This is a genomic window from Mycolicibacterium novocastrense (assembly GCF_001499835.1).
Taxonomy (GTDB): domain Bacteria; phylum Actinomycetota; class Actinomycetes; order Mycobacteriales; family Mycobacteriaceae; genus Mycobacterium; species Mycobacterium novocastrense.
The window spans coordinates 146,027-166,424 of record NZ_LQIH01000012.1 but is presented as its reverse complement, the minus strand read 5'-3'; the positions used below and the strand labels follow the sequence as shown (position 1 = coordinate 166,424).

General features: G+C 68.2%; 20 protein-coding genes. 10 read left to right on the top strand and 10 right to left on the bottom strand.

Annotated features, from left to right (window positions below; translation table 11 throughout):
• Window positions 1–11 precede the first annotated feature (11 nt).
• Window positions 12–1,145, bottom strand: coding sequence for an AI-2E family transporter (locus AU072_RS11140; RefSeq protein WP_064413836.1), 1,134 nt, complete (start codon window positions 1,143–1,145; stop codon window positions 12–14).
• Between the two features lie 75 nt (window positions 1,146–1,220).
• Between AU072_RS11140 and AU072_RS11135 the strand changes: the two genes are divergently transcribed.
• Genes AU072_RS11135 through AU072_RS11125 form a run of 3 tightly spaced genes read left to right on the top strand, consistent with a single transcriptional unit; the run spans window position 1,221 to window position 3,881 of the window.
• Window positions 1,221–2,282: a lysylphosphatidylglycerol synthase transmembrane domain-containing protein gene (locus tag AU072_RS11135; protein ID WP_064413835.1), complete on the top strand. Its 1,062-nt coding sequence runs from the start codon at window positions 1,221–1,223 to the stop codon at window positions 2,280–2,282.
• Window positions 2,267–3,517 carry a M23 family metallopeptidase gene (locus tag AU072_RS11130; protein ID WP_064413834.1) on the top strand — a complete coding sequence of 417 codons (1,251 nt, stop codon included), beginning with the start codon at window positions 2,267–2,269 and terminating at the stop codon, window positions 3,515–3,517. Before AU072_RS11135 ends, AU072_RS11130 begins: the two co-directional genes overlap by 16 nt.
• Window positions 3,504–3,881, top strand: a complete 378-nt coding sequence (locus AU072_RS11125) for a DUF3054 domain-containing protein (protein ID WP_064413833.1) — start codon at window positions 3,504–3,506, stop codon at window positions 3,879–3,881. The genes AU072_RS11130 and AU072_RS11125 overlap by 14 nt, the downstream gene beginning before the upstream one ends.
• Here AU072_RS11125 and AU072_RS11120 read toward each other — a convergent pair.
• The 4 genes from AU072_RS11120 to AU072_RS11105 form a co-directional block, all read right to left on the bottom strand.
• Window positions 3,837–5,189 (bottom strand): sensor histidine kinase, encoded by a 1,353-nt coding sequence (locus AU072_RS11120; RefSeq protein WP_064414023.1) that lies wholly within the window; start codon window positions 5,187–5,189, stop codon window positions 3,837–3,839. The genes AU072_RS11125 and AU072_RS11120 overlap by 45 nt on opposite strands.
• An 84-nt stretch (window positions 5,190–5,273) precedes the next feature.
• Entirely contained in the window at window positions 5,274–5,942 is a 669-nt protein-coding gene (locus tag AU072_RS11115; protein ID WP_174523724.1) for a response regulator transcription factor, read from the bottom strand.
• A gap of 63 nt (window positions 5,943–6,005) precedes the next feature.
• Window positions 6,006–6,380 (bottom strand): heme-binding protein, encoded by a 375-nt coding sequence (locus AU072_RS11110; RefSeq protein ID WP_064413831.1) that lies wholly within the window; start codon window positions 6,378–6,380, stop codon window positions 6,006–6,008.
• Between the two features lie 191 nt (window positions 6,381–6,571).
• Window positions 6,572–7,147, bottom strand: coding sequence for a hemophore (locus tag AU072_RS11105; RefSeq protein ID WP_064413830.1), 576 nt, complete (start codon window positions 7,145–7,147; stop codon window positions 6,572–6,574).
• Window positions 7,148–7,495: 348 nt separating this feature from the next.
• On the opposite strand from AU072_RS11105, the gene AU072_RS11100 reads away from it, so the two are divergent.
• The 3 genes from AU072_RS11100 to AU072_RS11090 are packed head-to-tail and all read left to right on the top strand — an operon-like array spanning window position 7,496 to window position 11,333.
• Window positions 7,496–10,396 carry an MMPL family transporter gene (locus AU072_RS11100; protein WP_064413829.1) on the top strand — a complete coding sequence of 967 codons (2,901 nt, stop codon included), beginning with the start codon at window positions 7,496–7,498 and terminating at the stop codon, window positions 10,394–10,396.
• Window positions 10,393–10,914, top strand: coding sequence for a hypothetical protein (locus AU072_RS11095; protein WP_064413828.1), 522 nt, complete (start codon window positions 10,393–10,395; stop codon window positions 10,912–10,914). The genes AU072_RS11100 and AU072_RS11095 overlap by 4 nt, the downstream gene beginning before the upstream one ends.
• A 23-nt stretch (window positions 10,915–10,937) precedes the next feature.
• Window positions 10,938–11,333 carry a CoA-binding protein gene (locus AU072_RS11090; RefSeq protein ID WP_064413827.1) on the top strand — a complete coding sequence of 132 codons (396 nt, stop codon included), beginning with the start codon at window positions 10,938–10,940 and terminating at the stop codon, window positions 11,331–11,333.
• Window positions 11,334–11,342: 9 nt separating this feature from the next.
• Here the strand turns inward: AU072_RS11090 and AU072_RS11085 are convergent, their stop codons facing one another.
• Together AU072_RS11085 and AU072_RS11080 are read right to left on the bottom strand one after the other, a co-directional pair.
• Entirely contained in the window at window positions 11,343–12,032 is a 690-nt protein-coding gene (locus tag AU072_RS11085; RefSeq protein ID WP_064413826.1) for a hypothetical protein, read from the bottom strand.
• Window positions 12,029–12,619: an Rv1363c family protein gene (locus AU072_RS11080; RefSeq protein ID WP_064413825.1), complete on the bottom strand. Its 591-nt coding sequence runs from the start codon at window positions 12,617–12,619 to the stop codon at window positions 12,029–12,031. The genes AU072_RS11085 and AU072_RS11080 overlap by 4 nt, the downstream gene beginning before the upstream one ends.
• Window positions 12,620–12,740: 121 nt before the next feature.
• On the opposite strand from AU072_RS11080, the gene AU072_RS11075 reads away from it, so the two are divergent.
• Window positions 12,741–14,054, top strand: a complete 1,314-nt coding sequence (locus AU072_RS11075) for a glycosyltransferase (protein ID WP_064413824.1) — start codon at window positions 12,741–12,743, stop codon at window positions 14,052–14,054.
• On the top strand, window positions 14,051–16,030 hold the full coding sequence (locus AU072_RS11070; protein WP_064413823.1) for a M13 family metallopeptidase: 1,980 nt from the start codon (window positions 14,051–14,053) through the stop codon (window positions 16,028–16,030). Before AU072_RS11075 ends, AU072_RS11070 begins: the two co-directional genes overlap by 4 nt.
• 84 nt (window positions 16,031–16,114) lie before the next feature.
• Here the strand turns inward: AU072_RS11070 and AU072_RS11065 are convergent, their stop codons facing one another.
• Window positions 16,115–17,179 (bottom strand): L,D-transpeptidase, encoded by a 1,065-nt coding sequence (locus tag AU072_RS11065; RefSeq protein WP_064413822.1) that lies wholly within the window; start codon window positions 17,177–17,179, stop codon window positions 16,115–16,117.
• Window positions 17,180–17,367: 188 nt separating this feature from the next.
• Between AU072_RS11065 and AU072_RS11060 the strand changes: the two genes are divergently transcribed.
• A complete protein-coding gene (locus AU072_RS11060; protein WP_064413821.1) occupies window positions 17,368–17,661 on the top strand; it encodes an MTH1187 family thiamine-binding protein in 294 nt (97 codons plus the stop codon).
• On the opposite strand, the gene ricR is transcribed toward AU072_RS11060, so the two are convergent.
• The gene (gene ricR, locus AU072_RS11055) at window positions 17,658–17,948 is read right to left on the bottom strand and encodes a copper-sensing transcriptional repressor RicR (protein WP_064413820.1); all 291 of its coding nucleotides are present in this window, start codon (window positions 17,946–17,948) and stop codon (window positions 17,658–17,660) included. The genes AU072_RS11060 and ricR overlap by 4 nt on opposite strands.
• A 2-nt stretch (window positions 17,949–17,950) precedes the next feature.
• Window positions 17,951–18,565 (bottom strand): DUF305 domain-containing protein, encoded by a 615-nt coding sequence (locus AU072_RS11050; RefSeq protein ID WP_064413819.1) that lies wholly within the window; start codon window positions 18,563–18,565, stop codon window positions 17,951–17,953.
• Window positions 18,566–18,645: 80 nt separating this feature from the next.
• Here AU072_RS11050 and ilvD point away from each other — a divergent pair, with 80 nt between their 5' ends.
• Window positions 18,646–20,376 (top strand): dihydroxy-acid dehydratase, encoded by a 1,731-nt coding sequence (gene ilvD / locus AU072_RS11045; protein WP_064413818.1) that lies wholly within the window; start codon window positions 18,646–18,648, stop codon window positions 20,374–20,376.
• The last annotated feature ends 22 nt before the right edge of the window (window positions 20,377–20,398 follow it).

The window sequence follows — 20,398 nt, the reverse complement described above, 5'->3', positions numbered from 1 at the left end:
CGTCGCGAAGTTCAGTCGACGTCGTCGCTTTCGGCCTTGACCAGAGGACCCTCGTCGGCTTCGAGGGCTTCCTTCTCCGCGTCGGGATCCCGCGCCGTCAGCACGCGCACGGCGCTGTTGAGGAATGCCAACACCGGTACCGCCAGCAGCGCACCCACGATTCCCGCGAGGACCCCGCCGCCGGCGATCACCAACACGATCGCGAGCGGATGAATGGACACGGCGCGGCCCATCACCAACGGTTGCAGCACGTGGCCTTCCAGCTGCTGTACCGCGATGACCAATCCGAGCGTGATCAACGCGTAGATGAAACCTTTCGCGATCAACGCGACGACCACCGCGAGCGCGCCTGCCACCACGGCGCCGACCAGCGGAATGAATGCACCGAGGAACACCAGCGAGGCCAGCGGCAACGCCAGCGGAACCCCCATGATCGCCAGGCCGGTGCCGATGCCGACGGCGTCGACGAGCGCGACCAGGAAGGTGGCCCGCACGTATCCGATCAGCGAGTGAAAGCCCGCCCGGCCCGCCTCGCGCACCCGGTCACGGACGTGGACGGGAAAGATCTGGGTGACGAACGCGAAGATGTTGCGCCCGCCCTGCAGCAGGAAGATCAGCGTGAACAACACCAGCACGGCGCCGGTCACGATCTCGGTCACCGTGCCCGCCGTCGACAGCGCGCCGGTTGTCACCCTTTCCTGGTTGTTCTGGAGGGCCTCGATCGCGGCGTTACCCGCGTTGTCGATCTGATCCCGGCTCAGGTGTAGCGGGCCCTCGATCAGCCAGTTGCGCATGCCGTCGATGCTGCGGCTGACCTGCTGGGTCAGCTCCGGTGCACCCTCGATGAACTGGGTGACGACGAAGGACAGGATCCCGCCGACCACGGCGAATCCGCTGAGCAACATCAGCGCCACCGCCCCGGCCCGGGGCGCTCCCCGCCGGTCGAGGAAGTCGACCGCAGGCATCAGCAGGGCCGCCAGGATCGTCGCCAGCGCGACCGGTACGACGATGATCTCCAGTTGTTTGAACACCCACAGCAGGGCGACGAGGGCGGCGAGGATGACGAGTAGACGCCACGACCAGGCTGCCCCCTTGCGGACGAGAGGTGAGACGGACTCGTCATCAACAGATGGGCCCCCAGGCATCCCGATAGCGTAACGGCCTGGCAGTCGCCGCGACGGATCTCTTAAAAGCGCAGCACCACGCCTTACCCTTACTCCGTGGCACACGACGCGCCTGCGAGTGCGGCCCACAGCCAAGGGCGCTCTCTGCGCGGCAAGTACTGGTGGCTGCGGTGGGCCGTCCTCGCCGTCGCCGCCGTCGTGCTGAGCGTCGAACTCGGACTGGTGTGGGATCAGCTCGCCAAGGCGTGGCACAGCCTCTACACCGCGAAGTGGTGGTGGGTGCTGGCGGCGGTGGGCACCGCGCTGGCGTCGATGCACTTCTTCGGCGACATCCAACGCAAGCTGTTGCGGTCCGCGGGAGTTCCTGTGCGGCAATGGCGTTCGCAGGCCGCGTTCTACGCGGGCAATTCCCTGAGCACGACGCTTCCGGGCGGACCGGTGCTGTCGGCGACGTTCATCTACCGCCAGCAGCGGCTCTGGGGCGCCACCCCGGTCATCGCCTCCTGGCAGCTGGTGATGTCGGGTGCGCTGCAGGTGATCAGCCTGGCGTTGCTGGGTTTGGGCAGCGCGTTCTTCCTCGGCGCCAAGCACAACCCGTTCTCGCTGATATTCACGCTGGCCGGGTTCATCATGCTGATCGTGCTGGCGCAGGCGGTGGCCTCGCGACCGGATCTGCTCGACGGCATCGGGGTGCGGGTGCTGTCGTGGGTGAACTACGTCCGCGCGAAACCCGCCAACAACGGGCTGACCAAATGGCGTGAGACGCTGGCTCAGCTGGAGTCGGTGAAGCTGAGCAGGCGTCAGCTCGCGGTCGCGTCCACTTGGTCGATGTTCACGTTGGTGACCGGCGTGGGCACGCTGTTGTTCGCCTGTTACGCGGCCGGCGGGCGACCGTCGCTGCTCGGGGTCGTCGTGGCCTACGTCGCCGCCCGCGCGGTCGGCTCGATCCCCCTCATGCCCGGCGGGTTGCTGGTGGTGGAGGCGGTGCTGGTGCCCGGCCTGGTGTCAAGCGGAATGACGCTGGCCTCGGCGATCTCGGCGATGCTGATCTTCCGGTTGATCAGCTGGATTTTCATCGCCGCGATCGGATGGGTGGTGTTCTTCTTCATGTTCCGCACCGACACCGACGTCGACCCCGACGCATGCGACCGGCAGTAGCCGCTCTCGGCGCCGTCGCGCTGATCGCCGCGTGTTCACAGGGCGCCGACCGCCCCGCCGCGACATCGCCTGCCCCACCCTCGCCCGAGACCACGACGGCATCGGCGGCGCAGGGACCGAGGAGAGGCCCCGCCCCGTCGGTGGCCACGCCGATCATCGGAGAAGCCATCAGCCAGCCCGTGCCGGTGCGCGCCACCGACGGCAAGAAGCATCTGGTGTACGAGATCAGCCTGACCAACACGCTGCCGCACCCGTTGACCATGAAGTCGATCACCGTGCTGGACCGCGACGTCGCCCTGCTCGACCTCCAGGGTGACCAGTTGGCGCATTGGTCGCGGATCATCGGAATGCCCAGCCCCACAACGACACTCGGTCCTGCGCAAACGGCGATCGTGTTGTTCGATGTCAGCCTCGACGACGACGTGCAGACGCCGAGTCGGCTCACGCACGCCGTCGCACTGACCAATCCCGACCCCCAAGATCCACTCTTTCCCGCCGATCAGACCGTCGACATCGCCCCGGTCGAAGTGCAGCCCCGCGAACCCGTTGTCATCCGGCCCCCGTTGCGGGGGCCGAACTGGGTCGACGGCGGCGGATGCTGCGGCACCAGCGCCCACCGCACGGCGCTCAACCCGGTCAACGGCCGGCTGTGGGCCGCGGAACGATTCGCGATCGACTACGTCCAGCTCGACCCCGACGGTTGCCTGGTCACCGGCGACCCGTCGAAGCCCGAGAGTTTCGCCTACTTCGGCGCCGACATCCACGCCGCCGGTGACGGGCGGGTGATCTCCGTGCTCGACGGCCTGCCCGAGCAGGTGCCCGGCCGCGACCCGACCGGCTTACCGCTGAACCAGTACGCAGGCAACCACGTCGTCCAGGACCTCGGCGACGGGAACTACGCGCTGTATGCACATATCAAAACCGGCACCGTGGCCGTCAAACCCGGTGACCGACTGACCGCGGGGCAGGTGATCGGCAACGTCGGCAACACCGGCAATTCCACCGCACCACACCTGCACTTCCAGGTCATGAGCTCACCGGACCCGCTGGGCTCCAACGGGTTGCCGTTCGTATTCAACGACTTCCGGCTCGACGCGAGGCTCGCCGACGGCGATGACGCCATCGCCGCCCTCTTCGAGGGTGCCTCCGCACAGTTTCAGCCCGGAGTCGCCTCTCGTGACGAAAAGATCGCCATGCCACTGGAACTGGATGTGATGACCTATGCCGATCGATAGCTCAGGACAGGCCCGGCCCGCCCTGACCGCACTGGCCACCGACGTGGCCTGCCTGATCGTGTTCGCCACCGTCGGGCGGCGCAGCCACGACGAGGGCCTGGACCTGACCGGTATCGCCGAGACCGCGTGGCCGTTCGTGTCGGGCGCCCTTGCCGGCTGGGTGCTCTCACTCGGGTGGCGGCGCCCCTATTCCCTGATCCCGACCGGCCTCGCGGTGTGGGTGTGCACGGTCGTGCTGGGGATGCTGCTGCGCAAGCTGACGTCAGCCGGGGTGGCGCCGAGTTTCGTTGTGGTCGCCTCGGTTTCGACGGCGGTGCTGCTACTCGGCTGGCGCGTGGGGATCCACGTCATGACTCGCCGCTGACACCGTAAGGGTCGCGCGCAGGCCGCCCAGCGGTCCGTCGGAGAGCTCGATGCGACCCCCGTGCAGCGCCGCCTGCTGCGCCACGAGGGCAAGCCCCAGACCCGAGCCACCCGGCGCGGCGGTGCTGCCTCGGGAGAAGCGCCCGAGAACGGCCTTGTGCTCGTCGGCGGGAAGGCCACACCCGTTGTCGTCGACGACGATCGTCATCGTGCCGTTCATCCGGTGCGCGGAAAGAACGATGCGGCTCGCCCTGCCGTGGGTGATCGCGTTGCGCACCAGGTTGTCGACCGCCAGGCGCAGCCCGCCGGGCCAGCCCCAGATCGTGCCCAGATCGTCGTCGGCCTCGACCTCGATGTCGACGGCGCCGGCTGCGCGGGCGTTCTCGCGGGCCACCCGGTCCAACAGCTCTGCGACATCGATGGTTTCGCGGTCCTCGGCGCGTGCGAGCTGCCCCGAGGCCAACTGGCCGAGCGCGGTGATGATCGCCTCCACCCTGCGCTGGGCCCGGGAAAGGTCCTGCACCACCTCGGCGCGCTCGTCGGCGGGTAGGTCGTGGATGCGCAACGTGTCGAGGTCCGCGCGCATCGCGGTCAACGGGGTACGCAGTTCGTGTGCGGCGTTGGCGGCGAAATCCTGCGCCGCCTGGAGGGAGTTCGTGGTGGCCTGCCGCGCGGCCGCCAGCCGGCTGAGCATTTCGGCCATCGCCTCCGAGAGGTCCTCGGCCTCGCGCACTCCGCGCACCTGGAGCATACCGGCGGTGTCCTTGCCCAGCTTCTTGGTGTGCTCGGTGAGCCTGCGCAGCGGACGCACCGCCGGGCCCGCCAGTAACCAGCCCATCCCGGCGGCCACCAGAACCGCCAGGGCGCCGACGCCGGTGTAGAGCGGAATCCTGTTGGGGTTCAGCAGGATACTGTCGGCACGGATACCGATCGACATCAACACCCTGCCGTCCTGGTCCACCGGAATGGTGCGCACGCGGTATTCGAGACCGTTGACCTCGACGGTGTCGGTGCCCGGCGGCAGCGGCGGCAACTGGAAACCGCGCTGGAACACCACCTCTCCCGTCGATCGCGAGCGGCCGGTCGTCAAGACGCCGCGGCGCGGGTCTCCCCTGCCGTCTGGCGAAGTCCCCTGCTGCTGTTCGGACAATACGCTGGCGTCGATGATCGCGTCGAGCCGCCGATCGAGTTGTGCCTCATCGTTGCTCGCCAACACCACCGACGTGAGCACGAGGAACGCGGCGACGACCGCGGACGCCGCCGCTCCCGCGGCGACCGCCACCCGGGTGCGCAGCGACGCCGAACGCATGACCCGCGGCGCCTTCACGCGGCCGTGTTCGATCGTTCGGCTCGCAAGCTCGCCGCTTGATCGTTGTTCGCTCGCAAGCTCGCCTCAGGACTCTTCCCGTAACACGTAGCCGATGCCGCGCACGGTGTGGATCACCCGCGGCAGCCCCTCGCGTTCGAGCTTGCGCCGCAGGTAGGAGATGAACACATCGGCGACATTGGTCTCGACGTCGAAGTCGTAGCCCCACACCATCTCCAGGAGCCGCTGCCGGCTCAGCACCACACCGGCGTTTTCGACGAGCACCGCCAGCAGGTCGAACTCCCGCTTCGTCAGATCGACCCGTTCTCCCGCGACGAACACCAGGCGTCGCGCGGTGTCGATGGTCAACGGCCCGACCGTCATCGTGTCGGACTGGTGATCGGAGTGGCTGGCCCGGCGCAGCAACGCGTGCAGCCGGGCCACCAACTCGCCGAGGTCGAAGGGTTTGGTCAGGTAGTCGTCGGCGCCGGCTTCCATCCCGGCGATCCGGTCGTTGACCGTGTCGCGCGCCGAGAGCACACAGATCGGGATGTCGTTACCCAACGCCCGCAGCGCGGTGACCACCGCGACGCCGTCGAGTTCGGGCATCTGCACGTCGAGGACCAACGCGTCGTGCGACTCGTTGGACAGCAGACGCAGCGCTTCCTTACCGGTCGCGGCGACCCGCACGTCGAACCCCGAGTGGCGCAACCCGCGCGCAACCGAGGTCCTGACGTCCGGGTCGTCGTCGACCATCAGCACGGTGGGACCCGCACCCTCCTGCCGAGCGGACGGCCCAGGTGTCAAGCGAACGCAGGCCTAGCTGTCGGCGAGGCCGTCGCCGTCAGTGTCACCGCAGCGGTTCTTGATGTCGACCAGCGGCTGACGGATCCCCGTCAGGTCGGCCTTGACCGCAGGATTGGCGTTCAGGTAGTCCTGCACCTTGCCCCGGACCTCGTCACGCGGCAGGCCCTCGAGGCTGGTGAAGAACCAGTTGACGTCCGGATGTGTGAACAGGTACGCCGACGTCGACGCCGAGACGCCGGAGGCCACACCGGCGAGATCGGCCGCGGTGCAGTTCGGTGGCTCCGCGGCCGCGAGCGGCGTCGCGCCGAAGAACATCGCACCGGCGATCGCGCCGGTGCCGACCGCGCCAGCAACCGCACGACGCGCAGAACGGGCCGAGAGAAACATGGGTGAGCTCCTTCATCGGAAGTGGGGTGGCCGTAACCAGGGTGGTTAGCGACGTCTACCAACTGGGACCAACGAAGAAAAGCTAAGCAGAATGTCCGCAGACTTTCTTGCCTTGCGATCAACGAATCGCCGAAAACACGAAATCCGCAGCTGAAACCCGCCCGCGACGGATCGCTGTGCGTCGTTTCGGGTCAGGGCAGGCCGGCGATGGCCGACGACGGCGAATGCGAGTTGCCCTGCGAAACCGGTGACGCCCCATGCGGTTGGGCCGTCGCGCCCGGCGCGGTCAGCGCGGGGGTGCTCGCGGTCGGCGCCTGCGCCGGCAAATCCGCGGGAAGACCTGCGCCCTGCTGCTGAGCGGCCTGAATCAGCCCCATCACCTGGGGCAGCGTGAGCGGAAGTTTGCACCTGCCCGACAGGCTCGCCAGCGGCTGCTGCAGCTGCTGCAAGTCCTCGGCGACTTCCGGGTTGGCGTCGAAGTACGCCTTCAGCGCACCCAGCGACTGCGGCCCGGCCTGCTGTTTGGAGATCGTCGTCAACGCCTGGTTCGTCTGCGGGTGCGCGTCGAGATAGTCACCGGTCGAGGTGGCGACCTCTCCGATCGTCCTGGCAACTTCGCTGGCCGCGCACGGATCCTTTGCAGCGGTCGCCGACGGAGCAGACGAGAGGGACGGCAACACCAGCGCGGCCGCCACGGCCCCGCCCGCGGCAGAGGCAGCGACGACGCCGACGACGCTGCGACGTATCAGCCCGGCGGTCGTTTTCATGACAACTCCTAACGATTTGCGGACGATCTCCAACGGCCCGCAAATGCTCTCGCGATGGACGGCAATCAGTCCCCGACGCCGAAAACGGCCAAGCCACATCCTGCCACCGGTCGCGTCACCCCCGCCAATTCAGTGGGATGTGGGCCCGATGTGCGCCGGTGGGCGACGGTCGGCGGTAACGCCGTTCGGCTTGGTTGCGAGAACGAATCGGGACATCGTGAGGCGTTGCTGGCCGATCGTTCAGGCACCATGAGAGCAGACCGAAGGGACCGGCACCTTACCGCAGGTTGTTGTACGCTTCGGCTACGAAACGCCGGGGAGAAAGCGGGGGATCCAATCCAGCAATTCATGTTGCGCTTGAGTAGCAAACTGCGCAGATATCGCTGGGCGGTTTTCGCCGTTTGGGTGCTCCTGCTCGTCCCGTCGATCTGGCTGGCGCTCAACCAGTCGAGCCACCTCACCGGTGGCGGTTTCGAGGTCGACGGCTCCCAGTCGCTGCGCGTGCAGCACGAACTCGAAGAGCACTTCCCCGACCAGGGCGCCTCGCCGCTGGCGTTGGTCGCCGCACCGCGCGCCGATGCCTCGTATCAGGACATGAACGTCGCCGTGGCGCACCTCGAACGCCTGGCCGCCGAGGTGCCCAGCGTCAAGATCGTCCCGAACCCGCAACAGCCCCCGCCGCAGCCGGACCGGCCCTACGTGATCACGCTGCAGCTGGACTTCGACAACACCGGCGCCACGGACGTGGCCAAGAAGCTGCGCGAAAAGGTCGGCATCGACGGCGAGGATCCGGGGGAGATCGAGAACGGCAGGGTCAAGCTGTACGTCATCGGCCAGGGCGCGCTGGGCGCCGCGGCGTCCGGGGCCATCAAGACCGACATCGCCCAGGCAGAGCGGTGGAACCTGCCCATCGTCCTGATCGTTCTGCTCGCCGTGTTCGGGTCGCTGGCCGCGGCGGCCGTGCCGCTGGTGCTCGGCGTCTGCACCGTCGCGGTGACGATGGGGCTGGTCTACCTGCTCTCGATGTTCACCACGATGTCGGTGTTCGTGACCTCGACGGTGTCCATGTTCGGCATCGCGCTGGCGATCGACTACTCGCTGTTCATCCTCATGCGCTTCCGCGAGGAGCTGCGCGCCGGACGGGACCCCGACCAGGCCGCCGACGCCGCGATGGCCACTTCGGGTCTGGCCGTGGTGCTGTCCGGGCTGACCGTGATCGCCTCGGTGACCGGGATCTACCTCATTCAGACCCCGGTGCTGGAGTCGATGGCCACCGGCGCCATCCTCGCGGTCGCGGTCGCGGTGCTCACCTCCACGACGCTGACGCCGGCCGTGCTGGCGACGTTCGGGCGGGCGGCGGCGCGACGCTCGTCGTACCTGCACTGGTCGAGACGCCCCGAAGCCACCCAGTCCCGGTTCTGGACGCGTTGGACCGGTTGGGTGATGCGCAGGCCGTGGCTGTCGGCGACGGCCGCCGCCGCGCTGCTGATCGCGCTGGCCGCGCCCGCGTTCTCGATGATGCTCGGCAACAGCATGCAGCGTCAGTTCGAGCCGACACACGAGATTCGCGGCGGCGTCAACGCCGCGGCCGAGGCACTGGGCGCCGGTGCGCTCGGCCCGGTGCGGGTCCTGGTGACCTTCCCGGACGGAAACGCCGCTTCCGCTCCGGCGAAGGAGCCGCTGCTCGACGCGATTCGCCAACGAATGGCGCAGGGCCCGAACGTGGTGTCTGTCAGCCCGCCCTCGTTCGGTGAGGACTACCGGCACGCCCTGCTGTCGGCGGTGCTGTCGGTCGACCCCGAGGACATGGGGGCGCGCGAGACGGTCGACTGGATGCGCGCGGAGCTGCCCTCGACGCCCGGCACCGAGAACGTGCAGATCGACGTCGGCGGTCCGACCGCGCTGATCAAGGATTTCGACGACCGGGTCTCTGCCACTCAGCCCCTGGTGTTCCTGTTCGTGGCGTTGATCGCGTTCCTCATGCTGCTCGTCGCGATCCGCTCGGTGGTCCTGGCGCTCAAGGGCGTCCTGATGACCGTGCTGTCGGTGGCCGCTGCGTACGGCAGCCTGGTGGCGGTGTTCCAGTGGGGTTGGCTGGAAGACCTGGGCTTCGACCGGCTCTCGTCGCTGGACAGCACGATCCCGCCGCTGGTTCTGGCGATGACGTTCGGCCTGTCCATGGACTACGAGATCTTCCTGCTGACCCGCATCCGTGAGCGCTTCCTGCTGACCCGCAACACGCGCGACGCGGTGGCCTACGGCGTGAGCACCAGCGCGCGGACCATCACCAGCGCCGCGCTCATCATGATCGCGGTCTTCATCGGGTTCGCGTTCGCGGGCATGCCGCTGGTCGCTCAACTGGGTGTGGCCTGTGCGGTGGCGATCGCCGTGGACGCGACCGTCGTCCGGCTGGTCCTGGTGCCGGCCCTGATGGCGATGTTCGACGAGTGGAACTGGTGGCTACCGCACTGGCTGGCCCGCATCCTGCCGTCGGTGGACTTCGAGAAGCCCCTGCCCAAGGTGGACACCCCCAATCTGATCATCATCCCCGACGACCTCTCGTCGCTGGGACCGACCGGCTCCGAGCTGCGCACCGTCGTCAAATCGGCGGCTAAGTTGAAAACCCTTGTACCCCAGGCTGTCACGGTCGCCGATCCGCTGGCCTTCAGCGGCTGCAGTCCCGACGCGCCCACCACGAAGATGCGCAGCGTCGGGCGGCTCAACGCCGGGCACCGCGGCGGCGGTACCGCGTTGGCCACCGCCCCGCCGCCGGTCCATCCGGTGACGATGTGGCGGGGCCGGCTCGCGGTCGCCCTCGACGCGCTCGATACCGCTTCGGACTGCGAGCACGCCACGATGGAGCGGCGCCGTCCGATGGAAACCACCAACGTGCAACTGCCGACCGGCGACCGGCTGCAGATCCCGACGGGCGCGGAGACGCTGCGGCTCAAGGGCTACCTGATCATGTGCCGCAACACCACGCGCGACTACGCCGAGTTCGCCGACCTGGTCGAGTGCATGGACACGCGCACGGCGGCAGAAGTACTGAGCACAATGGACCGGTACTACTCTGGTTCACAGTCAAGAAAGCAGTGGGTGGCGACTCAGCTGGTGCGCCGACTGGCCGACCCTGCGCCTTCGGACGAGCACGACACCCGGATGTCCGGTCCGGAGGCGGAGGCGGAGTGGGCGAAAGTTCGAGAGCGCTGCCTTTCGGTGGCGGTCGCGATGCTGGAGGAGGCGAGGTGACGGTGACTCCCGACATTCGGGATACCCGCCGCCGCGAGGGTGTCTCCGCAGAGCAGAGCCCGAGAGCGCCCGCGACGCAGGGGGCTGACGAGCGCCCGGTCGAGTTCTGGGCGACCGCGGCCATCCGCGCGGCCCTGGAGACCGATGACCTCGCGGTCTGGCAGCGCATCGTCGCGGCGATCAAGCGGGACCCGTTCGGCCGTACCGCGCGTCAGGTCGAGGAGGTCCTCGAGACCGCGCGACCGTACGGCGTGTCCAAAGCGCTGGCCGAGGTGCTCACCCGGACCCGCGAACATCTGGAGGCCAACGAGCGCGAGGAGGTGGCCCGACACATCCGCGTGCTGTTGGAGCACTCCGGGCTGGGACACCAGGAGTTCGCATCGCGGATCGGCGTGCCCCCCGACGCGTTCGCATCGTTCCTCGACGGCCAGACCAGTCCGTCGGCGGCGTTGATGGTGCGGATGAAGCGGCTCTCGGAGCGGTTCGCGCGGATGCGTTCGAACCGGCCCAACGGCTGACGGCCACTGGGTATACGCCGGGAATGGACCTCGAACAGATTCTGCGGGAGACCCGCACGGTGGCGATCGTCGGTGCGTCGCCGAACCCCGACCGCGCCAGCCACGAGATCTGGACCTACCTCAAGGCGGCCGCCGACTACGACCTGTACCTGGTCAACCCGACCGTCAGCGACATCGAGGGCACCCCGGTCTACCCGTCGCTGGCCGATCTGCCGGTGGTGCCGGACCTCGTGGACGTGTTCCGCAGGCGCGAGCACCTGCCCGGGGTCCTGCAGGACAGCATCGCCATCGGAGCCAAGGTGCTGTGGCTGCAACTCGGCCTGTGGGACGAGCAGGTCGCCCGCGACGGCGAGGCGGCCGGACTCCAGGTCGTGATGGACCGCTGCATCAAGGTCGACCACGCCCGGCTGCTCCGCTAGCCGATCCCGTCACCGAGCGTGGATCGGCGACACGTTGTCGACCAACCACCGACCGTCGGTCTTGGACAACGTGACCCGCAACGCCAGCACCGCGGTGTCCGGCGGTTTCCCCGGCGAATTCTGCGTTGCGTGCAGGATCACCGCGACGCTCGCGGCGTCCGGGCCGATCGCCTCGACGCCCGCTGAGACGGTGCTCGCCTGGGCCGAAACGTTGCGGTTCGCCAAATCCTTTGCCACCGAGGCGAACTCGTTCTTGAACACGTCGGCGCGTTCCGGGGACATCATCGCCGCCGCACGGTCGATCGACGCGGTCGGACTCTGCGGGGTGAACGTGGCCGACGCTTCGGCCACACTGCTGGCGATGCCGACGACCTCGGTGCTGTCGTTGCGCAGCGCGCGGTCGGGCATCGTCCACTGCAGGTAGCCGACGAGCACTGCGGCCCCCACCGCCGCCGTCGCGACCGCGACCACTCCCAGCCGCAGGCCGGGGCCGTCGTCGTCGGTGCCGACCGTCACCGCATCGCGGCGCGCCAGCACCACGTTGACCACCACGCCCTGAACGATCAACAGGCACAGCACCGAACAGACGGACACCCACCACAGCGGCCACGCCAGCGCGATGCCGATGTACACCAGCGCCGCGATCGCGGCCACCGGAGGCGCCACGTCGAACGCCGCGACCCGCAGGACGTTCCTCATCGGATCGGCTCCAACCCCGAGATCATCAGCTTGCCGTCCACGTCGGACACGTCGAGCCGCAGATTCCAGCGCACCGTCCTGGGCTCATCCCCGCCCACGTTCTCACTGACCGAGGTCGCCACCACCATGACGGTGTCGGTGCGCGACGCGAACTCGGCGAGCTCGGGCTGAGGTCGCCGCGGCGGCGCCCCGCCCGGGCCCGGCGGCGGGTGATGGATCGACTCGACCGCGACCGAGTCGATCTGCCCGGTGGTCTGCGACTGCAGGGTCTGCACAAGCCTGCGGTAGGGCTCGACAGCCGCCTCGAAGTCCGCGTTGAGCTGGCCGACGGTGCCTTCGTGCAGCCGGATCATGTCGGCTTGCACGGTGTCCTTGTTCATGTTGATCAGCACGTTGGTCCAGTCGACCGCGGTCTGCATGACGCGGGCGCGGTAGCGCAACTCGTCGGTGTGGTCGTGGTGCTGAATCCAGATCAGGGCGGCCAGTGCCACCGCCACGACCGAGATCAGCCCCAGTACCGCCGATGCGACGCCGTACTTGGTGAAGACGGGACCGTCCTCGACTGCGGTGGGCGCGTCCTCGGGCATGCGCGTGAGGGTACCGGGCTGCGGGCCGAACGCCCGTGAGCGGTCAAAGTCACATCCACCCGGCACTGGAGAAACGACAAGACGGGTATGCAGGCTTGCGACCGGCGAAGGAAAGGGATGCGTGGCCAACTACCTGATTGCCGCCAGCCCGATCCCCGGGCATGTCATGCCGCTGCTGCACGTCGGCGCGGACCTGGTGCAGCGCGGTCACCGCGTCACCGTGCTGACGGACGCCGACCACAAAGACGCGGTGTCCGTACGGGGCCTCGCGGCCCTGGAGCTGCCCGACGCGGCTCGCCCCAAACGAGACGACAGCGGTCTGCGTGGCCTACCGTCGCTGCTCGACCGCTGGCATCGAGGGCGCACCGAGATGCGCTCGGTGTTCATCGAGCCAATGGCGGCGCAGTACTGGGCGTTGCGTAAGGCGCTTAGCCATGACCACTTCGACGCGGTGCTGTGCGATGTCGCCTTCACCGGCGCCCTGCCGCTGTTGACCGGTCACCGGCCCCGGCCGTGGATTCTGGTGTGCGGGGTGGGCCCGCTGACGTTGTCGAGCGCCGACGCACCGCCGTTCGGAACGGCGTGGGCCCCGCGGTCAGACGTCAACTACGAACCGATGACCTGGGTGACGCACCGGGTGCTGTTCGGCGACGTCCGCGCCGATCTGAACGCCGCGCTCGACGCCGTCGGCGCCCCACCGTCGCCGGTGTTCCTGACGGACTGGCCCGTGCTCGCCGACCGGCTTCTGCAGTTCACCGTGCCGTCGCTGGAGTATCCGCGCGGCGATCTGCCGGCGAACGTCGTTTACACCGGCCCGGTGATACCGAGGCCCGCCGCTCAGACGCGGGGACTGCCGTGGGATCCGGCCGGCGATCCGCGCACCGTGGTCCATGTCACCCAGGGCACGTGGGACAACGACGACCTCGGCGCGCTCGTCGTCCCCACGGTCGAGGCGCTCGCCGGCCGCGAAGACCTCCTGGTGGTCGCGACGACGGGACGCGAGGGCCGCACGACGATTCCGGGCCGGGTGCCCGCCAACGCCTACGTCACCGACTTTCTGCCCTATGCCGAACTGCTGCCGCATGTCGACGTGATGATCACCAACGGCGGATACGGCGGTGTGCACCAGGCGCTCTCGCACGGCATCCCTCTGATCGTCGCCGGCGGTTCGGCCGACAAACCGGAGGTCGCCGCCCGGGTCGCTTACGCGCGGGCAGGGATCAACCTGGGCACGTCCCGGCCCGGCCGCGCCCACATCGTCGGCGCGCTCGACGCGATCCTCGGCACCGGCGCCCACCGCGCCGCGGCCCGCCGATTGAGCCGCGAGATCCGCGCCGTGAACGCCTTCGACCGTATCGCCGAGACGCTGGCGGGTCTGGCGGTACCGCAGCGGCCAGGGAAGCCGGCCGTGCGTTCTGGCACCCTGGTGGGGTGACGGTAGAAGCAATCAGATCAGGCATCGACCTCAGCTACGTCGACGCCGACGCCCGCCCGCAGGACGACCTGTTCGGCCACGTGAACGGCCGCTGGCTGACCGAGTACCAGATGCCCGGCGACCGGGCGACCGACGGTGCGTTCCGATCGCTGTACGACCGCGCCGAGGAACACGTGCGCGACCTGATCACCGAGGCGGCGGCGGCCAACGCGGCAACGGGCACCGACGAACAGCGCATCGGCGATCTGTACGCCAGCTTCATGGACGAGCAGGCCGTCGCCGCGCGGGGTGTGGACCCACTGCTCGATGAGTTGGCGGCGATCGACGCAGCCGACTCGCCCGAGGCGCTGGCGCGGGTGCTCGGTGCGTTGCAGCGCACCGGAATCGGCGGCGGAACCGGCGTCTACGTCGACACCGACTCCAAGGACTCGACCCGCTACCTGTTGCACCTGACCCAGTCCGGCCTCGGCCTGCCCGACGAGTCCTACTACCGCGACGAGCAGCACGCCGAGATCCTCGCCGCCTATCCGCAACACATCGCGGCGATGTTCGAGTTGGTGTACGGCGCAGGCGATCACACCGAAACCGCCGCCCGCATCGTGGCGTTGGAAACCAAGCTGGCCGCTGCGCACTGGGACGTCGTCAAGCGGCGCGACGCCGACCTCACCTACAACCTGCGCGCCTTCGCCGACCTGCCGGCCGAAGCGCCGGGTTTCGACTGGTCCGGCTGGGTGTCCGAGCTGGGCGCCACGCCGGAAAATGCCGCAGAAGTCGTTGTGCGCCAGCCCGATTACCTCACCGCATTCGCCGCCGAGTGGTCCGGCGGGGATCTGCAGGACTGGAAGAGTTGGCTGCGCTGGCGCGTCATCCACGCGCGCGCCTTCCTGCTGACCGACGACCTGGTCGCCGAGGACTTCGCGTTCTACGGCCGAAGGCTCTCGGGCACCGAACAGATTCGCGACCGCTGGAAGCGTGCGGTGTCGGTGGTGGAGAGCCTGCTGGGCGACGCGGTCGGAAAGCTGTACGTGGAGCGGCATTTCCCGCCGCACGCCAAGGAACGGATGGACGAACTCGTCGCCAACATCCGCGAGGCCTACCGGGTGAGCATCAACTCGCTGGACTGGATGACGCCGCAGACGCGGGAAAAGGCGCTGGCCAAGCTCGACAAGTTCACACCCAAGATCGGGTATCCGCGCAAGTGGCGCGACTATTCGGGCTTGGTGATCGAGCGCGACGACCTCTACGGCAACTACCGCCGCGGTTATGCGTTCGAATACGAGCGCGAGCTGCGCAAGCTTGGCGGGCCCGTCGACCGCGACGAGTGGTTCATGACGCCGCAGACCGTCAACGCCTACTACAACCCGGGGATGAACGAGATCGTCTTCCCGGCGGCAATTCTGCAGCCGCCCTTCTTCGACGCCGACGCCGACGACGCCGCCAACTACGGCGGCATCGGCGCGGTCATCGGCCACGAGATCGGGCACGGCTTCGACGATCAAGGCGCCAAGTACGACGGCGACGGCAACCTGGTCGACTGGTGGACCGACGAGGACCGCACCGAGTTCGGCGCGCGGACAAAGAAGTTGATCGAGCAGTACGACGAGTACGTGCCCCGGCAGCTGAGCAACGGGCACCACGTGAACGGCGCCTTCACCGTCGGTGAGAACATCGGCGACCTCGGTGGGCTGTCGATCGCGCTGCTGGCCTACCGGCTGTCGCTGAAGGGCGAGCCCGCGCCGGTGATCGACGGGCTGACCGGTGAGCAGCGGGTCTTCTTCGGCTGGGCTCAGGTGTGGCGGACCAAATCGCGTGACGCCGAAGCCATCCGACGTCTGGCGATCGACCCGCACTCACCGCCGGAGTTTCGGTGCAACGGCGTCATCCGCAACATGGATGCGTTCTACGAGGCGTTCGACGTCACCGAGGACGACGCGCTCTACCTCGAACCCGAACGCCGCGTCCACATCTGGAACTAGCGGCCCCAGAACGCCGCGAGACTACGGTTTTTGACGGGGTCACTCGCGATTCCCATCAGAAACCGTAGTCTCGGCGAAACCGCCTCAGAACATCTGCCAATCGGATGCGCCGTCGGGCTGGTTGTAGATCCCGGTCGAGTTCTTGATGACCACGGCGTCACCGCTGCCGAAGTTGTCGAAGAACCACTTCGCGTTGGCCGGGCTCAGGTTGATACAGCCGTGGCTGACGTTGCTCTCGCCTTGGGACCCGACCGACCACGGGGCGCTGTGCACGAAGACACCACTGTTGTCGATGCGCACGGCGTCTTTCACCTTGAGCTTGTAGCCCTCGGGCGAGTCCACGGGCACGCCGTACGTCGACGAGTCCATCACGATGTCGGCGAACTTCTCCAACACGTAGTAGGTGCCGTTCTTGGTGTCGTGGCCCTTCTTGCCCATCGACACCGGGAACGTCTTCTCGAGCTCGCCGTTGCGGTGGACATACATCTGCAAGGAGTCATTGTCGATGGTGGCGACGAGCTGCTCGGGCACGGTGAAGCTGGACTTGGTGCCGGAGGCGTCGATGTTGACCACCGTGCCCGCGGGCCAGAAGTCCTGCGGACGCCACCGCACCTGGGTGTCACTGGTCCAGTAGAACCGGCCGGGAACGGGCGGGTTCGACGAGATGTGGATCGCGCTCTCGGCCATTTGACGGTTGGCGATCGGCCGCTGGAAGTTGATGTAGATCGGTTTGGCGGCGCCGACGATCGAACCGTTGGTCGGGTTGAAGGACGGCGGCGCGAACACCGGTGCGCCGACGTACGGCGTGGGGTTCTGCCCGGCCGGCGTGCCCTCCGGAATCGGCTGCTGCTGAGCCAGCGGATCTGGCGGCGCGAAGAACGGGTTCGACGGCGGCGGGGGCGGCGGAGCCTCGGCGGCCGGGGCCGGCGGAGCCGGCGGTGCTGGTGCGGCGAACGGATCCGCCGGTGGGGGCGGCGGGAGAACCGGAGCGGGTGGCGGCGCCGCGGCGACGGCCGGATCGACCGGCGCCGGCGGTGGCGGTGGCGGGACACCCGGCTGAGCGAGCGCTGACGGGCTCGCCAGCATCCCCCCGACGACGCTCGCCGCCGCCATCGCAGTGAGCAGCCGACTGCGCTTTACCCTGCGCATACACAACCTCCCAGTCGCAGAACTCCAACCAGTGTGGCATAACGCCCCGGGCCTCCCCGCCCGTCGGCGCGCCCCTCCAGCACGGCAAACGCTCGATCCACACTCGTGACCTGCACTGTTCATCGGTCACGGGCGCGAAGTGTTAGCAGCGCAGCTACCAAGCCGCCCGCCGGTGGCAGGCTTGTCGCATGATTGTGGCCTTCAGCGTGAGCCCGACGGGTGGCGACGACAGCGTGGGTGACGCGGTCGCCGAAGCGGTCAAAGTGGTCCGCGAGTCGGGGCTTCCGAACGAGACCAACGCGATGTTCACCAACATCGAGGGCGACTGGGACGAGGTGATGGACGTCGTCAAGCGGGCCGTCGACGCGGTGGCCGCAGCGTCTCCGCGGGTGAGCCTGGTGCTCAAGGCCGACATCCGACCCGACCACACCGACCAGCTGACGGCGAAGGTCAGGCGGATCGACGAGGCCCTGGGCGGCTAGGAGCGCACCAGCCGCGCGATGGCGGCCGAGGCCTCGGCCAGCTTCGTGTCGGCCCCCTCACCGCCTTCGACGACCGCCTGGGCCACGCAATGGCCCAGATGCTCGTCGAGCAGACCGAGCGCGACCGACTGCAGCGCGCTGTTGACGGCGCTGATCTGGGTGAGCACATCGATGCAGTACTTGTCGTCCTCGATCATCTTCGCGATGCCGCGAACCTGGCCCTCGATCCGACGCAACCTCTTGGCGTAGTTGTCCTTCTGCTGCGAATAGCCATGCACCGCAGTCATGTTCAGCCCCTCAACATCTGATTCATCTGGTCGATCTCGGCCTGCTGCGTGTCGACGATCGTCTGAGCCAACCGCTTGGCGTCGACGTTCTCGCCGTTGGCCAGTTCCGCGCGGGCCATCTCGATCGCACCCTGGTGGTGGGCGATCATCGACTGCAGCCACAGGGTGTCGAACTCGGGGCCCGACAGGGTCTGAAGCTTGGCCATGGTGGCGTCGTCGACCATGCCCTGCATCGCACCGCCGTGTCCCTCGTGCCCGCCGTGCCCGGTGTCAGCGTCGGGGTTCTCCTGCCACTGCACGAGCAGCACCTGCATGGTGCGGATCTCGGGCTCCTGGGCCTTCGAGATCTGTTCGGCGAGCGCCTGCAACTCCGGATTCGCGGAGCGGTCCGGAACCAGCGCCGACAGTTCGACGGCCTGCTCGTGATGCGGGATCATGTTCGTCGCGAACGCCACATCGTCGGCGTTGTAGCCAGCCGGTTGGCCGCTGATCACCGGTTGGTCGGGATGCTCGTGGTCGGTGTGTCCGTCAGAGGCGGGGCTGCTGCACGATGCGAGCAAAAGGGCGGTGGCGAGGGCGATCAGGACAGCGGCGAGGCGGGCGATCAGCGACGTCATGAACCCGATGGTACCGGATACCCCACCGGGGTATAGATAACGGTTTGGCCGGGGGAAAACACCGAAGGCATACTTATTTGATGCCCTCAGAAACTCCCGGCACCGAAGCCCGCCGTCGGACGGAACCCGACATCAAGCCCCGCAGCCGCGACGTCACCGACGGCCTGGAGAAGGCCGCCGCCCGCGGGATGCTGCGCGCGGTGGGTATGGAGGACGACGACTTCGCCAAACCGCAGATCGGCGTCGGTTCGTCGTGGAACGAGATCACCCCGTGCAACCTCTCGCTGGATCGGTTGGCCAAGGCCGTCAAAGACGGGGTGCACGCCGCGGGCGGATTCCCGATGGAGTTCGGCACCATCTCGGTGTCCGACGGCATCTCGATGGGCCACGAGGGCATGCACTTCTCGCTGGTCTCGCGTGAGGTGATCGCCGACAGCGTCGAGACGGTCATGCAGGCCGAACGCCTGGACGGTTCGGTGCTTCTGGCCGGATGCGACAAGTCGCTGCCCGGCATGTTGATGGCGGCCGCGCGCCTAGACCTGGCGAGCGTGTTCCTCTACGCCGGGTCGATTCTGCCCGGTAAGGCCAAGCTGTCGGACGGCACCGAACGCGAGGTGACGATCATCGACGCGTTCGAGGCGGTCGGCGCGTGTGCGCGCGGGCTGATGCCCCGCGAGGACGTCGACGCGATCGAGCGTGCGATCTGTCCCGGCGAAGGCGCCTGCGGCGGCATGTACACCGCGAACACGATGGCTTCGGCCGCCGAGGCGCTGGGCATGTCCCTGCCCGGCAGCGCGGCACCGCCGGCCACCGACCGCCGCCGGGACGGATTCGCCCGGCGCAGCGGTCAGGCCGTCGTCGATCTTCTGCGGCGCGGCATCACCGCCCGCGACATCCTCACCAAGGAGGCGTTCGAGAACGCGATCGCCGTGGTGATGGCGTTCGGCGGGTCCACCAACGCTGTGCTGCACCTGCTGGCGATCGCCCACGAGGCCAACGTCAAACTGACGCTCGAGGACTTCACCCGGGTGGGCGCCAAGGTGCCCCACCTCGCCGACGTCAAACCGTTCGGCAAGCACGTGATGTTCGACGTCGACCACATCGGCGGCGTACCCGTCGTCATGAAGGCGTTGCTGGATGCCGGTCTGCTGCATGGCGATTGCCTGACGGTCACCGGTCACACCATGGCCGAGAACCTCGCCCACATCGCACCACCGGATCCCGACGGCAAGGTGCTGCGCGCGCTCAGCGACCCGATCCATCCGACCGGCGGCATCACGATCCTGCACGGCTCGCTGGCCCCGGAGGGCGCGGTGGTCAAGTCGGCGGGCTTCGACTCGGACGTCTTCGAAGGCACCGCAAGGGTTTTCGAGCGCGAGCGCGCCGCATTGGACGCTCTCGAGGACGGCACCATCCAGGCCGGTGACGTCGTGGTCATCCGCTACGAGGGGCCCAAGGGTGGACCCGGGATGCGCGAGATGCTGGCGATCACCGGCGCCATCAAGGGTGCGGGCCTGGGTAAGGACGTGCTGTTGATGACCGACGGCCGGTTCTCCGGCGGGACCACCGGCCTGTGTGTCGGCCACGTCGCGCCCGAAGCCGTCGACGGCGGTCCGATCGCGTTCTTGCAGGACGGAGACCGCATCCGCCTCGACGTGGCCAACGGCACGCTCGATGTTCTCGTCGATCCCGCGGAGTTCGAGTCCCGCAAGGCCGGTTTCGAGCCGCTGCCACCGCGATACACCACCGGCGTGCTGGCCAAGTACACCAAGCTGGTCGGGTCGGCGGCGGTCGGCGCGGTCTGCGGATAGCGCAGGGCGCCGGCCACTCGAC

Bases quoted from the DNA above. Each gene is read 5' to 3' on its own strand.
- ilvD (WP_064413818.1), top strand. From the start codon at position 18,646: ATGCCCTCAGAAACTCCCGGCACCGAAGCCCGCCGTCGGACGGAACCC.
- AU072_RS11080 (WP_064413825.1), bottom strand. From the start codon at position 12,619: ATGCCCGAGGACGCGCCCACCGCAGTCGAGGACGGTCCCGTCTTCACC.
- AU072_RS11120 (WP_064414023.1), bottom strand. From the start codon at position 5,189: ATGCGTTCGGCGTCGCTGCGCACCCGGGTGGCGGTCGCCGCGGGAGCG.
- AU072_RS11115 (WP_174523724.1), bottom strand. From the start codon at position 5,942: ATGGTCGACGACGACCCGGACGTCAGGACCTCGGTTGCGCGCGGGTTG.
- AU072_RS11060 (WP_064413821.1), top strand. From the start codon at position 17,368: ATGATTGTGGCCTTCAGCGTGAGCCCGACGGGTGGCGACGACAGCGTG.
- ricR (WP_064413820.1), bottom strand. From the start codon at position 17,948: ATGACTGCGGTGCATGGCTATTCGCAGCAGAAGGACAACTACGCCAAG.
- AU072_RS11140 (WP_064413836.1), bottom strand. From the start codon at position 1,145: ATGCCTGGGGGCCCATCTGTTGATGACGAGTCCGTCTCACCTCTCGTC.
- AU072_RS11100 (WP_064413829.1), top strand. From the start codon at position 7,496: ATGTTGCGCTTGAGTAGCAAACTGCGCAGATATCGCTGGGCGGTTTTC.
- AU072_RS11125 (WP_064413833.1), top strand. From the start codon at position 3,504: ATGCCGATCGATAGCTCAGGACAGGCCCGGCCCGCCCTGACCGCACTG.
- AU072_RS11085 (WP_064413826.1), bottom strand. From the start codon at position 12,032: ATGAGGAACGTCCTGCGGGTCGCGGCGTTCGACGTGGCGCCTCCGGTG.
- AU072_RS11105 (WP_064413830.1), bottom strand. From the start codon at position 7,147: ATGAAAACGACCGCCGGGCTGATACGTCGCAGCGTCGTCGGCGTCGTC.
- AU072_RS11130 (WP_064413834.1), top strand. From the start codon at position 2,267: ATGCGACCGGCAGTAGCCGCTCTCGGCGCCGTCGCGCTGATCGCCGCG.
- AU072_RS11090 (WP_064413827.1), top strand. From the start codon at position 10,938: ATGGACCTCGAACAGATTCTGCGGGAGACCCGCACGGTGGCGATCGTC.
- AU072_RS11110 (WP_064413831.1), bottom strand. From the start codon at position 6,380: ATGTTTCTCTCGGCCCGTTCTGCGCGTCGTGCGGTTGCTGGCGCGGTC.
- AU072_RS11050 (WP_064413819.1), bottom strand. From the start codon at position 18,565: ATGACGTCGCTGATCGCCCGCCTCGCCGCTGTCCTGATCGCCCTCGCC.
- AU072_RS11065 (WP_064413822.1), bottom strand. From the start codon at position 17,179: ATGCGCAGGGTAAAGCGCAGTCGGCTGCTCACTGCGATGGCGGCGGCG.